Genomic DNA, 13,629 nt, shown 5'->3' on the forward strand with positions numbered 1-13,629 from the left:
GGCTTTGATTTCGGACGTGCCGTAGTCGATACCGAGATACATATTTGCTCCTTTGTTTGTTTTTTCAGACAGGCCTTAAACCTTTTCGAGTTACTCAAATGCCTTAAAAACACCTGCGTCATGCTCGGGCTTGACCCGAGCATCTTTGTTATTTTTCAATCACATCCAGCAAATCGCGATATTCGGGTCAAGCCCGAGTATGACGCAATAAGGCATTTCAGAATGCCTTATTAGTCTGAAAAAGTTTCAGCCTTCAGGCATAAAACAGGCCGTCTGAAAATGGTTTTTTACCGCTTAACCGGTAAAGTTTTTTCAGACGGCCTCATCGCCGTTAAGCGATCAGTTTGCGCACTTCTTCCACCTGTTCGCGCAGCAGGGCTTCAAACTCGGGCTTGCCTGCCAATTCGCCGAACAGGGCTTGGTCGGCGGCAAAGGTTTTCACGGGGTCGGCCGACTCATACATCGCGTGTACGGCGGCTTCGTCGAGAATACCGTCTTGATAAACAAAGGGCAGTTTGCCTTCGTGCCAGCGCTCCATAAACACGAAAAACAGCGCCGGCAGTTTGGCGGTGGCCGCGGGGCGTGCGCCCTGTTTGAAACGCTCGATCAGCGTGGGCTGGATTTGGGCGGGAATTTTGGAAAAACCGTCGGCGGCCACGCGCTGGTTGGTATCTTTGATATGGGGGTTGGTGAAACGATCCAGCACCACATCGCGGTATTTGCCCAAGTCGATCAAATCGTTGCCGAGGCTGGTGATAACGTCTTCGGTAACGTAGTCGTAGGCGATTTTGCGCGCGGTTTCGAGATTGGTGCTGTCGTGGATATAGAGTTCGCCCAGCAGCGTACCCATCCAGGCGATGGCGGCGTGCGGCACGTTGAGCACGCGGATTTTGGCTTCTTCGTAGGGAATCACCGATTCAACCAACTCCACGCCCACTTTTTCTAGCGCGGGGCGCACGTTGTCTTTGAAATTGTCTTCAATCACCCATTGGATAAAGGTTTCGCCCATCACCGGCGCTTGGTCGGCTATGCCCGTTTGCGCCTGAATGCGCGCGGGCAAATCTTCGGCCGGGCGCGGCACGATGCGGTCGACCATGGTGTTGGGGGTGGTTACGTTGTTTTTCATCCATTCGATGATGTCGTTTTGGCCGGTTAAATCGAGAAATTCAACCAAACCGTCGTGGAAGCGCTCGCCGTTGTGGCGCACGTTGTCGCAGCAGAGCAAGGTAACGGCGCCGTTTTCAAGCTGCATTCTTTTTTTGAGGATTTTGGCGATGATGCCGTAAATGGTTTGGTTGCCGCCTGCCAAATCGGCTTTCAGCGCAGGATCGGTTTGTACCAGTTTGAAATTGCTGTCGAGATAATAGCCCGCCTCGGTTACGGTGAAGGCAATCACTTTGGTGGCTTCCTGAGCGCCCTCTTCGATCAGCGGCGCCAAATCGGCCTGCCACGGAATCAGCTTACGGATCGACTTAATCACCTCATATTCGCGCTCGCCGCGCGGGCTGACGGTTTCGAGCACATATTCACCGTTTTGCGCGGTGAGCGCTTCGATGGTGTGTTCGCTGTCGTTGCGGATATTGCCGGCCGCAATCGTCCAACTGTCGTCGCCCTGCTTGATTAATTCGTTGAGATACCATGCCTGATGGGCGCGGTGGAAACTGCCCAAGCCGATGTGAAGCCAAGTGTTTTTGCTCATGCCGCGTACTCCTTAGTATAAAAGCATATAATTTTAATTAACAAATATAACGTTGTTTATATTAATAACTTATAAAACGTTCTGATGGTTTTACACGATTTAAAAATGAAAAACAAGTATGACAAGAAAATAGAATAATATCCGTGTGCGGTCGCAGAGTTTTCGAAAAGCTGAAATATTTGACCCATCCTCCGCTCAACCCCCTCCATTATGGGCTTGCTTGCCCATCAAAAAACGCCCCCAATCGGTTGGGATGTTCCTCCAAACGATTAGGGGCGGTTTTATAGCGGATTTAATGATTTCGATACACAGCGGCAAGCCGCAGACAACACGGTTACGGAACCGATTTCGTTGCCGATTCAGCGGCTTACAAAATCGTTCTCTTTGAGCCGAGGCGCAGCAACACAAGCCTTGGCGCAAGCTAAGTTAATCCGCTATAGCAGAAATTATTAAGCGGTTTAGCCGGCTTGTGCCGCCTGCTCCAAGGCATCGATAAAGCGGGCGGGTACGTTCCAGTTTTTCTGTTTGGTGATTTCCTGAAAACCGGTCGGGCTGGTGACGTTAACCTCGGTGAGGCAGTCGCCGATGATATCGAGGCCGGCCAGCAAAATACCGCGGCGCATCAGTTCTGGCGCCAAGGTTTCGGCGATTTCGCGGTCGCGCGCGCTCAATTCCTGCGCCACGCCGCGCCCGCCGGCCGCCAGGTTGCCACGTGTTTCGCCGTTTTGCGGAATGCGTGCCAAGGCATAAGGCACCACTTCGCCGCCGATAACCAGCACCCGCTTGTCGCCGTGCACGATTTCCGGGATATAACGCTGCGCCATCACGGTACGGCTGTCAAGCTGCATTAGCGTTTCCAGAATACTGCCGATGTTAGGATCGCGCTCGGTGAGGCGGAAAATGCCCATGCCGCCCATACCGTCCAGCGGTTTGACGATAATGTCGCCGTGTTCTCGCAAAAAGGCGCGCACATCGTCGGCACGGGTGGTGACGGTGGTGGGCGAAATAAACCGGCTGAAATTCAAAATGGCCAGTTTTTCGTTAAAGTCACGCATGGCCTGGCCGCTGTTGAACACTTTTGCGCCTTGCTGCTCCGCCAAGGTCAGCAGCTGGGTGGCGTAAAGATATTGCATATCAAACGGCGGATCGGTGCGCATCACCACGGCGTCGAATTGTTCGAGGCCTGTCTGAACGGTTTCGCCAAAGCGGAACCAAGCATGATCGTTATCGTCTTTTGCGCCGAGAAACTCAAACGGCGCAGCCTTGGCCGATACATACTGGTTATCGGCCGATAATTCACCGGATAAGCTATGAAACAGCTGGTGGCCGCGCCCGGCCGCCTCTCGCATCATCGAATAGGTAGTGTCTTTATAGGTTTTGAAACCGGCCAATGGGTCGGCGATAAAAAGAATTTTCATATAGATATATTTTCGGTTGGCAAACTAAACGGCGTTTATCATAACAAGAAAACGGTTGTTTTAGCCGCTTTGCGGGTATATTTTTCAGACAGGCATGACTGCGGTTTATATTTGATGCCTGTCTGAAAAGTTTTTATTCTTTTCAGACAGGCATTTGTTTTCCATCACATTAAATTATTCTATTTTCAATGGTCTGCCGGCTCTTCGCCGAATACTTCCCGCCAAAGAGCTTTCACGGCGGCGTAATGCGACAATAATAAATCGTCTACCTCGGCTTTTTTCGCGTCGCGCAGCTTGGTATTGTGCTGCTGTTTGCGGTAATAACGGTACGCGATGCGGGCTTGTTCGGCCAAATCGGGCGAAATCAGGCCGCGCTGGGCCGCCATGCGCAATAAGGCGATGTTGCCGTAGTTTTCCAGCAGTTCGGGGCAATCGGCGGATTTGGACAACACCAGGTACTGCACGATGAACTCTACGTCGACCACGCCGCCGCGTGCGTATTTTACATCGCTCTGAAGCGGCGGATGGGTGGGAAACATTTTTTCGCGCATGGCGATGATTTCGCAGCGCAATTCCATCGTATCACGGTGTTCGGTAAGGATTTGGCGGCGGATGTTTTCAAAAGCTTCGCCGATGGCTTGGCTGCCGCAGATATAGCGGGCGCGGGTCAGCGATTGGTGTTCCCAAGTCCAGGCGCTTTCGCGCTGGTATTTTTCGAAGGCGGCCACGGTATGGATCAGATAGCCGGATTCGCCGTTGGGACGCAGCCGCAAATCGACGTCGTACAAACTGCCCGCTCCGGTATTGCCGGAAAGCCAAGTGGTGAGGCGGCGGGCGAATTTGCCATAAACATCGGGCGCATCGGGATGGTCGTCGTCGAATAAAAAGACCAAATCCAAATCGGAAGTATAGCCTAACTCCTTGCCGCCCAGTTTGCCGTAGCCGATGATGGCGAACGACGGTGTTTCGGCGTGCTTTTTCGGCATATCGCGCCAAGCGTAATCCAGGGTGAGCGACAAAATAGTGTCGGCCAGAAAAGACAATTGGTCGCTCAAGGCTTCTACTTCCCACAGTCCGGCCAAATCCTGCACGGCCAGACGGAATACTTGGGCATGTTGGAAATGGCGTAAGGCATCCATGCGCCCTTCGGTGTCTTCCTGCGCTTCGAGCGCCTCTGCCAATTCGGCGCGCAATTTCGGCCAATCGCATTCGGTTTCCATCAGCTGCGCGCTAAGCAGTTCGTCGAGCAAAATCGGGTGGCGTTGCAAATAGGCGGCCACCCAGGCGCTCTGCCCCATGATGTCGGCCAACCGCTTCAATTCATTGGGATATTCGTGCAGAAAGGCCAGATAAGAAGAGCGGCGGCTGATGCTTTCGAGAAAATCCAGCAAGCGCAACAAGGTAGCGTCGGGATTTCCGGTTTGTGCTGCCGCCTCGATAAACTGCGGCACCACCGCATCGAAACGTTGATGGGCGCGACTGCTCAACTGGCGGTATTTGTTGCTGTGGCGCAATTGCTCCAAGCGGTCGACTACCGATTGCGGATCGGTAAAGCCGAGCGCAGCCAATTGTCCCTCACGCTCGCCTTCGTCCAGCGTTTGCTCCCAAATGCCGGCCAATTCGTGGCCTTTTTCTTTGTTTTGTTCTTCCGGCTCGGTAAGAATCTGGTTGAACAAGGTATTTACCAGTTTGCGGTGTTGTTGAAGCCTGTCTGAAAAAGCTTCGTAATCGGCAAAGCCCATGCTTTCGGCCAAACGCTGCTGTTGCTCCGGATTTTGCGGCAGCATTTGGGTTTGCTGGTCGTCCCAGTATTGCAGACGGTGTTCGACATCGCGCAGGAAGCGGTAAGCCTTCAGCAATTCGTTTACATTTTCCTGTTCCAAAATCCCCGCTTCGGCCAGCTTAATCAGGGTTTCCTGTGTGCCTTTCAGTTGCAACGATTTGTTTTGGCCGCCGCGTATCATTTGAAAAATCTGGGCGATAAATTCTACCTCGCGGATGCCACCGGCCCCGAGCTTCACATTATCCGCCATGCCGCGCTTGCTGACTTCCTGGCGGATTTGTTTGTGCAAGCCGCGCATCGCTTCATAGGCGTTGAAGTCGAGATATTTGCGGAATACGAAAGGGCGTACCAAGCCGGTGATGTCGTTGCGGTAAGGCGTTACCACACGGCCTTTGCACCATGCATAACGCTCCCATTCGCGCCCTTGGGTAATCAGGTATTGCTCCAGCGCGGTTTCGCTCAACACCAGCGCACCGGCATCGCCGTCCGGCCGCAGGCGCATATCGACGCGGAACACTTGGCCGTCGCCGGTGATGTCGTTTAACAGCGCAATCAGTTTCTGGCCGACTTTGGTAAAAAACTCCTGATTGCTGCGCTCGCGTTTGCCGTCGGTATCGCCGCCTTCCTGATAAACAAAAATCAAATCGATATCGGAAGACACATTCAATTCGTAACCGCCGGCCTTGCCCATCGCCACCACGCTCAAGTGTTGCGGTTCGCGGGTGTAACGGCCGATGGGCGTACCGTACAGCCCTTGGTAATAGGTGTAGGAAAAATCCAGCGCAATATTGACCGCGAAATCGGCAAAACGGGTGATGGTGCCGGTTACCTCGGCCAAGTCGCTCAAGCGGCATAAATCGCGCGTGATCATGTGCGCCATCACATAACGCCGCAATAAGCGCAGCTGGCGGGCCAATTCTTCCTCGTTTTCCGTTTCCTGCAAATGCTGCCAATCGGCAAAAGCGGTGAAATCCGCTTCCGTGAGCGGCCGCTCCAATAAGGGATTCAGAATGTCGGGATTAAGATTGCCGTTATCGAGATGATGGGCAAGATAGTGGGAATAAGGTCGGGCGCGATCGGTATAAGACATAGGGTTTCCTGCACAATGCATTAATCCCGCTTATCATAGCATGAGACCTTTGCAAAACCCACAGATGTGGATAGCGGGCAGCACACAACGTAAAAATGCGCCGCAGGTGGGGGCAAAGATCTCAGTATCATCGCCTTCATCAGGATAAGCGCTCTTTATATTTTTTCAGACAGGCATTGCCGCGCTGGAAGCCTGTTTCGGCTACCGCTATAATGCCTGCTCCCGCAAACCCTTTAACGATACGGATAAAACCATGAGCGCCGATCTGCAACACGCCCGTTTTCTGCTGATTCAAATGATGCACCACGGAGATGTGTTGCTCAATACGATTGTGGCTGATGCATTGAAACAGGCTTGGCCGCAGTGCAGCATCGATATGCTGGTGTATCAGGGCATGCAGGATGTTCTGCTGGATAATCCGTCTATCAATGAAGTGTTAATCGTCGACCGCAACTGGAAAAAGCAAGGCGCGCTCAAACACGCCGCGTTGGAAATCGGCTTGGCTCAAAACATCCGCTCCCGCCGTTATAATGTGGTATTGAATTTTTCCAACCGTTGGCGCGCCGGTTTCCTCACCGCGTTTAGCGGCGCCAAACAACGGATTTCCTATCAATACCACAACCGCCAAAACCCCGCCTGGCGCTTCTTGCACACCGACCTGATCGAGCCTACCGGCATGGACGTACATACCGCAGACGACTATCTCAATCTGCTGCGCCCGCTGCCTTTGCCTGAAAACATCCAAGCGCGGGTGAACATGGGCATTGCCGAAAGCAGCCGCCTTTCGTTGCGCCAAAAGCTGACGGCGCAAGGCTGGCAAGACCAACCTTATATACTGGTGCATCCGGGTTCGCGCTGGTTTTTCAAATGCTGGGACAACGACAAAACCGCCGCGCTGCTGCAAAAGCTGCTCGACAGCGGCCGAAACGTTGTGCTCACCGCCGCGCCGGATGAGCGCGAAAACCAAATGCTGCAATACTTGCAGGCCTGTCTGAAACCGGCCTCAGGCCGTCTGTTTATTCTCAACGGTACGCTCACCCTGCGCGAGCTGGCCGCCGCCATCGACGGCTCCATTCTGTTTATCGGTGTCGACTCCGTACCCATGCACATGGCCGCCGCGCTGGATAAACCGCAAGTCGCCCTGTTCGGCCCCAGCTGGGTCAGCCGCTGGCGCCCTTATTCCGACCGCGCCGCCGTTATCTGGGCCGGTGATTACGGCGAACTGCCCCACCCCAATAGCATTGATGTCAACACCACCGAGCGCATGCTCTCGGCGATTCCGTTGGAAGCCGTATGGCAGGCCGTGCAACAGAAACTTGCCGGATAAGCGCCGTTAAGCACCATGATAATAATGCCTGTCTGAAAACCATCAGGATGCAAAAATACAAACCAAAGGTTTATCATGTTCAAATTCATTATCCGCCGCGTACTGGAAGCCATTCCCACGCTGTTTGTGCTGATTACCGTATCCTTTTTTATGATGCGGCTCGCACCCGGCAGCCCGTTTACCGGCGAGCGCAACCTGCCGCCGGCGGTATTGGCCAATATCGAGGCCAAATACCACCTCAACGATCCCATCTGGCTGCAATATCTCAATTATTTCAAACAACTGGCACACGGTGATTTCGGCCCTTCGTTTAAGTATAAAGACTACACCGTCAACGAATTGTTGGCCCAAGCCTTTCCCGTTTCGCTCGAAATCGGCATTTACGCCTTTATCATCGCGCTGTTAGTCGGCATAACGCTCGGCATTTTGGCCGCCTTAAAACAAAACAGCTGGCTCGACTACCTTACCATGGGCGTTGCCATGACCGGCGTCGTCATCCCCAGCTTTGTCAAAGCCCCCTTATTGGTGCTGATTTTCGCTATCTGGCTCAAATGGCTGCCCGCTGGCGGTTGGAACGATGGCGCGCCGGTTAATCTGATTTTGCCGGTAACCGCACTGGCCATGGCCTATGTTTCCAGCATCGCACGCATCACGCGCGGCTCGATGATCGAAGTGATGAACAGCCCCTTCATCCGCACCGCGCGCGCCAAAGGCCTCTCCACCCGCTATATCGTCTGGAAACATGCATTGCGCCCCGCCATGCTGCCGGTCATCTCCTATCTCGGCCCTGCTTTTGTCGGCATCATCACCGGCTCGATCGTCATCGAAACCATTTTCGGCCTGCCCGGCATCGGCCAATTGTTTGTAAACGGCGCCCTCAACCGCGATTACGGCATGGTATTGAGCCTCACCATTCTGGTCGGCGTGCTCACCATAGTTTTTAATGCCATAGTCGATATCCTGTACGCGGTCATTGACCCGAAAATACGTTACTGACCCTCAATCAGATTCAATCGTATGCCCACCGGCAAAGAGAAAAACATTATGTTGATAGATAAAAAATCCGCCTCCGCGCTGGCCGCCGCCCTCGATAATAACGGCGATATCAAAGGCCGCAGCCTGTGGCAGGATGCCTGGCGCCGCTTCCGCCACAATCGTGCCGCCCTTGCCAGCGGCTTGATATTACTGGCCATCTGCCTATTCGTGGCCGTTGCTCCCGTTATCTCCCCGTTTGCCTACGACTACACCGACTGGGGCGCCATGCAAACGCCGCCGTCTCTCGAAAACAAGCACTATTTCGGTACCGACTCGCTCGGCAGGGATTTGCTGACCCGCGTCGCCATCGGCGGGCGCATTTCGCTGATGGTAGGCGCAGCCGGTGCCTTAGTTGCCGTCATCATCGGTGTGGTTTACGGCGCGGTTTCCGGCTTTTTCGGCGGCAAAACCGATATGCTGATGATGCGCTTTCTGGAAATTCTCAACGCCTTTCCGTTTATGTTTTTCGTGATTCTGCTGGTTACCTTCTTCGGCCGTAACCTCGCCTTCATTTTCGTTGCCATCGGCATGGTTTCCTGGCTGGATGTCGCCAGGATTGTGCGCGGCCAAACCTTGAGTCTCAAACGCAAAGAATTCATTGAAGCAGCCAAAGTAGGCGGCGTATCCGATACCCGTATCGTATTCCGCCATATTGTGCCCAACGTATTGGGCGTCGTCGTGGTATACGCCTCGCTCTTGGTTCCCGGTATGATTCTGTTCGAATCTTTCTTAAGTTTCCTCGGCTTGGGCGTACAAGAACCGATGACCAGCTGGGGCGCCATGCTGCAAGACGGCGCCAACACCATGCAGGTCGCCCCGTGGCAGTTACTGGTGCCCGCCGTATTTCTGGTGCTTACCCTATTTTGCTTCAACTTTATCGGCGACGGCCTGCGCGACGCGCTCGACCCGAAAGACCGCTGACTTCCCGTTTTTTCAGACAGGCCGAGACCTTTGCAAAATTCTTTTCGATACCTGAAAACACTTGCGTCATGCCCGGGCTTGACCCGGGCATCTGTTTGTTTGAGAAGAAAAAGCAAATACTCGGAGCAAGCCCGAGTATGACGAGATATCAATAAATTCAGGATTAAAAAGTTTTTTGCAAAGGTTTCAGGCCTTTTCCTAATAAGGCAGACAAGATGCCTGTCTGAAAAATGGCTGCTTCAACAGCAACAAAAATGCCAAATTTTCTTAGCCAATCCGTGAACTTTCCGCTAAAATGCCGCCTAATCTATTAGTGCGGCCGATTTTGCCAACCAACCTCAAATCTGCTTCTACAACTGGAATATAAAACATATGTCACAAGAAACCGCATTGGGCGCTGCTTTAAAATCCGCCGTGCAAACCATGAGTAAAAAGAAACAAACCGATATGATCGCCGATCATATTTACGGTAAGTTTGACGTATTCAAGCGTTTCAAGCCGTTGGCTTTGGGCATCGACCAAGACTTGGTAGCCGCCATGCCGCAATATGATCCCGCGCTGATCGCCCGTGTACTGGCCAACCACTGCCGCCGCCCCCGCTACCTTAAAGCATTGGCCAGAGGCGGCAAACGCTTTGATCTCAACAACCGCTTCAAAGGTGAAGTAACGGCGGAAGAACAAGCCATCGCAGCGCAACATCCCTCCGTGAAAGAAGCACTCGAACGCGCCGCTGCCAAAAAAGCGGAAACCGAAGCCGCTGCCGCAACCGAAGCAGCCGCCCAAACTTCTGCTGCCGAAACGGCAACCGTTAACGAGAACACCTCTGCCGCCGGCACCGAAGCGGTTACCGAATAAACCCGACCGGTTAACACAAAATGCCTGTCTGAAAACCATAAAGGTTCCGTTCAGACAGGCATTTTTTACACCATTACGCTATTGCGTTTTTTCAGACAGGCATATTTTATTATCCTGCAAACAATCTACGTTTTCCCCTTATTCGTTTATATTTTATCCGACAAGAATAACTTTCGATTACAAGAGAACTTGCTACACCTTAATTAATAATTAAAAAAGAATTTTTTGAAAATAAGCCGCCTAAAAAAAGAATAATTTTTCTATTTTCTTGCTTTATAAAGCATCAAATATTCTAAAATTTCAGACCAACGCAATATTTGTTTTTATCTCCAAACATCCTTTCATTAACTATTTATCAAAAAAATAACAAGTAAAATTATATACTTAAAAAACATTCATAAATAAATTTGATACAAGCAATAAAAATAAATTATTTTACTGTTAAAACACTCTTGATTACATTTGACTACAACACAATCCACCGACCACTCACGGAGTCATTTATGTCTAAACATTCTGCCGGTCTGCGTTTTCGCCAAGCCGTACAAAACGAAAATCCTCTGGCCGTTGTCGGCTGTATCAACGCTTATTTCGCCCGTCTCGCCACCCACAGCGGCTTTAAAGCCATTTACCTTTCCGGCGGCGGCGTAGCAGCCTGTTCCTGCGGTATTCCTGATTTGGGCATTACCACCATGGAAGACGTGCTCATCGACGCACGTCGCATCACCGATAATGTAGATACTCCGCTTTTGGTAGACATCGATGTAGGCTGGGGCGGCGCGTTCAACATCGCCCGCACCATCCGCAATTTCGAACGCGCCGGCGTAGCCGCCGTGCATATCGAAGACCAAGTGGCACAAAAACGTTGCGGCCACCGCCCGAACAAAGCCATCGTACCGCAAGACGAGATGGTTGACCGCATCAAAGCCGCTGTTGATGCCCGTATCGATGAAAACTTCGTGATTATGGCCCGTACCGATGCTTTAGCGGTTGAAGGCTTGGATGCCGCCATCGAACGCGCACAAGCCTGCGTAGAAGCCGGTGCCGACATGATTTTCCCGGAAGCCATGACCGAATTGGGCATGTACAAAAAATTTGCCGAAGCCGTAAAAGTACCGGTATTGGCCAACATCACCGAATTCGGTTCCACCCCGCTCTATACCCAACAAGAGTTGGCCGAAAACGGCGTGAAACTCGTGTTGTACCCGCTCTCCACTTTCCGCGCAGCCAGCAAAGCCGCGCTGAACGTATACGAAGCGATTATGCGCGACGGCACGCAAGCCAATGTAATCGATACCATGCAAACCCGCGCCGAATTATACGAACACCTGAACTATCACGATTTTGAACAAAAACTGGATGCATTGTTCAAAAAATAAAAAGCAAGCGGTAAATAAATAGCATAATGAGCAGTTTCAGACAGGCATCATGCCTGTCTGAAAAAATAAAACCAAGCTTACAAAAAGGAGAAAGAGCATGACTACTGAAACCCCGACTTTCAAACCCAAAAAATCCGTAGCACTTTCAGGCGTAGCAGCCGGTAATACCGCATTGTGTACCGTTGGCCGCAGCGGCAACGACTTGAGCTACCGCGGTTACGACATTCTCGACTTGGCCAAACACTGCGAATTCGAAGAAGTCGCCCACTTGTTGATTCACGGCCATCTGCCCAATAAATTCGAGTTGGCCGCTTATAAGAAAAAACTGCAATCCCTGCGCGGCCTGCCCATCCGTGTGATCCAAGTGCTTGAAAGCCTGCCCGCGCACACCCATCCGATGGATGTTATGCGCACCGGTGTTTCCATGCTCGGCTGCGTACATCCCGAACGCGAAAGCCAACCCGCCAGCGAAGCGCGCGACATCGCCGACAAACTGATTGCCTGCTTGGGCAGCATGCTGCTTTATTGGTATCAGTTCTCGCACAACGGCAAACGCATCAAAGTAGAAAGCAAAGAAGACAGCATCGGCGGCCACTTCCTGCACTTGCTGCACGGCAAACGCCCCAGCGAGTCGCACATTAAAGCCATGCATGTTTCGCTGATTCTCTATGCAGAGCACGAATTCAATGCCTCTACCTTTACCGCGCGCGTGATTGCCGGTACCGGTTCCGATATTTATTCGAGCATCACCGGTGCCATCGGTGCCCTCAAAGGCCCCAAACACGGTGGTGCCAACGAAGTGGCTTACGATATCCAGAAACGCTACCGCAGCGCCGACGAAGCCGAGGCCGACATCCGCGAACGCATCGGTCGCAAAGAAATCGTTATCGGCTTCGGCCACCCCGTTTACACCGTATCCGACCCGCGCAACGTGGTGATCAAAGAAGTGGCTCGCGATCTGAGCGCCGAAACCGGCGATATGCGCCTGTTTGAAATTGCCGAGCGTTTGGAAACCCTGATGTGGGACGAGAAAAAAATGTTCCCCAACCTCGACTGGTTCTCTGCCGTTTCTTACCAAAAACTCGGCGTGCCCACCGCCATGTTTACCCCGCTGTTCGTGATTTCACGTACCACCGGCTGGAGCGCACACGTTTTGGAACAACGCCAAGACGGTAAGATCATCCGCCCGAGCGCCAACTACACCGGCCCGGACGATCAAGCTTTCGTACCGCTGGATCAACGTTAATCCGCAACGGCAAACGGCCTGAAGCATCGCTCAGGCCGTTTGTTTTTAGAAAACGGAGTTTCTCAAAAACAGGCAGGAATTCGATTCCAAGCTGATTTCAATTAAATTGAAACAAAAGCACCTTCCCGCATTACACTAAAAAGAAAAGAAAAAAACATGCCCCATCTTATTATCGAATACGCCCGCGACCTCGATCCGCCCATCACCAAGACGCTCCAAGCCCTACATCAAACCCTTTCGGCCAGCAAATTGTTCGATGAAGCGGATATTAAAATCCGTGCGCAACCTTATACCGAATATCTGGTCGGCGGCCATAAGGCCAACCGCTTCGTCCACTTAACCGTTTTGCTGTTGGATGGGCGCAGCGATGCGGTAAAAAGTCATTTAGGCAAGGCTCTGCGCGAAACCGTTAAGCAAAACCTCGGCAGTATCGACAATGCTCAGATTACCGTTGAAGTACGCGATATGGAGCGGGCAACTTATATCAAATAGAATAAACGCTAAAAATATAGTGAAACAAACATCATTTGCCTGAGCTGTTTTCAGACAGGCCTGACAATATGCAATACCGCTCAAAACATTGCTGCCGCACATGAAAAACACCGACTGATAAATTATAAATAAATTTTTATTTTCCTCTTTCAGACAGGCATTTGAGCGATTACAATATACTACATTCAGATATTGGCAACCACCTATGCCTGTCTGAAAACTACCGGCTTGCCGCCCAAATCGAAAAAGAAAAACATTCACAAAGGACCATCAATATGAGCACTAACCAACAGTTCCGCAAACCCTTGCCCGGCACTAATTTAGAATACTACGACGCCCGCGCGGCGTGCGAAGCCATCAAACCGGGTTCTTACGATACCCTGC

Annotated in this window: 11 protein-coding genes; 8 read left to right on the forward strand and 3 right to left on the reverse strand. The window is 51.9% G+C overall.

Annotation, left to right across the window (positions count from 1 at the left end):
* Positions 1–234: hypothetical protein (locus Q4C79_RS11705; protein WP_303091201.1), on the forward strand; the 234-nt coding region annotated here is incomplete at its 5' end.
* 97 nt (positions 235–331) lie between these two features.
* Here Q4C79_RS11705 and dalD read toward each other — a convergent pair.
* The 3 genes from dalD to glnE all read right to left on the reverse strand — a co-directional run bounded on the left by dalD (position 332) and on the right by glnE (position 5,990).
* Positions 332–1,699, reverse strand: coding sequence for a D-arabinitol 4-dehydrogenase (gene dalD / locus Q4C79_RS11710; RefSeq protein ID WP_303091202.1), 1,368 nt, complete (start codon positions 1,697–1,699; stop codon positions 332–334).
* 458 nt (positions 1,700–2,157) lie between these two features.
* Positions 2,158–3,117 carry a glutathione synthase gene (gshB, locus tag Q4C79_RS11715; protein ID WP_303091203.1) on the reverse strand — a complete coding sequence of 320 codons (960 nt, stop codon included), beginning with the start codon at positions 3,115–3,117 and terminating at the stop codon, positions 2,158–2,160.
* Between the two features lie 185 nt (positions 3,118–3,302).
* A complete protein-coding gene (gene glnE, locus Q4C79_RS11720; RefSeq protein ID WP_303091204.1) occupies positions 3,303–5,990 on the reverse strand; it encodes a bifunctional [glutamate--ammonia ligase]-adenylyl-L-tyrosine phosphorylase/[glutamate--ammonia-ligase] adenylyltransferase in 2,688 nt (895 codons plus the stop codon).
* A gap of 253 nt (positions 5,991–6,243) precedes the next feature.
* Between glnE and rfaQ the strand changes: the two genes are divergently transcribed.
* The 7 genes from rfaQ to Q4C79_RS11755 all read left to right on the forward strand — a co-directional run bounded on the left by rfaQ (position 6,244) and on the right by Q4C79_RS11755 (position 13,245).
* Positions 6,244–7,317 (forward strand): putative lipopolysaccharide heptosyltransferase III, encoded by a 1,074-nt coding sequence (gene rfaQ / locus Q4C79_RS11725; RefSeq protein WP_303091205.1) that lies wholly within the window; start codon positions 6,244–6,246, stop codon positions 7,315–7,317.
* 75 nt (positions 7,318–7,392) lie between these two features.
* A complete protein-coding gene (gene oppB, locus Q4C79_RS11730) occupies positions 7,393–8,313 on the forward strand; it encodes an oligopeptide ABC transporter permease OppB (RefSeq protein ID WP_303091206.1) in 921 nt (306 codons plus the stop codon).
* Positions 8,314–8,361: 48 nt separating this feature from the next.
* On the forward strand, positions 8,362–9,273 hold the full coding sequence (gene oppC / locus Q4C79_RS11735; RefSeq protein WP_303091207.1) for an oligopeptide ABC transporter permease OppC: 912 nt from the start codon (positions 8,362–8,364) through the stop codon (positions 9,271–9,273).
* A gap of 372 nt (positions 9,274–9,645) precedes the next feature.
* Positions 9,646–10,128, forward strand: coding sequence for a ProQ/FINO family protein (locus tag Q4C79_RS11740; protein ID WP_303091208.1), 483 nt, complete (start codon positions 9,646–9,648; stop codon positions 10,126–10,128).
* A gap of 503 nt (positions 10,129–10,631) precedes the next feature.
* Positions 10,632–11,507 (forward strand): methylisocitrate lyase, encoded by an 876-nt coding sequence (gene prpB, locus Q4C79_RS11745; RefSeq protein ID WP_303091209.1) that lies wholly within the window; start codon positions 10,632–10,634, stop codon positions 11,505–11,507.
* Between the two features lie 97 nt (positions 11,508–11,604).
* Complete coding sequence (gene prpC, locus Q4C79_RS11750; protein ID WP_303091210.1) at positions 11,605–12,753, forward strand: 2-methylcitrate synthase; 1,149 nt, start codon at positions 11,605–11,607, stop codon at positions 12,751–12,753.
* Between the two features lie 156 nt (positions 12,754–12,909).
* On the forward strand, positions 12,910–13,245 hold the full coding sequence (locus tag Q4C79_RS11755; RefSeq protein ID WP_303091211.1) for a 5-carboxymethyl-2-hydroxymuconate Delta-isomerase: 336 nt from the start codon (positions 12,910–12,912) through the stop codon (positions 13,243–13,245).
* The last annotated feature ends 384 nt before the right edge of the window (positions 13,246–13,629 follow it).

The organism is Neisseria sp. (assembly GCF_030523955.1).
Classification (GTDB): domain Bacteria; phylum Pseudomonadota; class Gammaproteobacteria; order Burkholderiales; family Neisseriaceae; genus Neisseria.

Coding starts and splice junctions, on each gene's coding strand:
- dalD (WP_303091202.1), bottom strand. CDS start 1,699: ATGAGCAAAAACACTTGGCTTCACATCGGCTTGGGCAGTTTCCACCGC.
- gshB (WP_303091203.1), bottom strand. CDS start 3,117: ATGAAAATTCTTTTTATCGCCGACCCATTGGCCGGTTTCAAAACCTAT.
- glnE (WP_303091204.1), bottom strand. CDS start 5,990: ATGTCTTATACCGATCGCGCCCGACCTTATTCCCACTATCTTGCCCAT.
- rfaQ (WP_303091205.1), top strand. CDS start 6,244: ATGAGCGCCGATCTGCAACACGCCCGTTTTCTGCTGATTCAAATGATG.
- oppB (WP_303091206.1), top strand. CDS start 7,393: ATGTTCAAATTCATTATCCGCCGCGTACTGGAAGCCATTCCCACGCTG.
- oppC (WP_303091207.1), top strand. CDS start 8,362: ATGTTGATAGATAAAAAATCCGCCTCCGCGCTGGCCGCCGCCCTCGAT.
- Q4C79_RS11740 (WP_303091208.1), top strand. CDS start 9,646: ATGTCACAAGAAACCGCATTGGGCGCTGCTTTAAAATCCGCCGTGCAA.
- prpB (WP_303091209.1), top strand. CDS start 10,632: ATGTCTAAACATTCTGCCGGTCTGCGTTTTCGCCAAGCCGTACAAAAC.
- prpC (WP_303091210.1), top strand. CDS start 11,605: ATGACTACTGAAACCCCGACTTTCAAACCCAAAAAATCCGTAGCACTT.
- Q4C79_RS11755 (WP_303091211.1), top strand. CDS start 12,910: ATGCCCCATCTTATTATCGAATACGCCCGCGACCTCGATCCGCCCATC.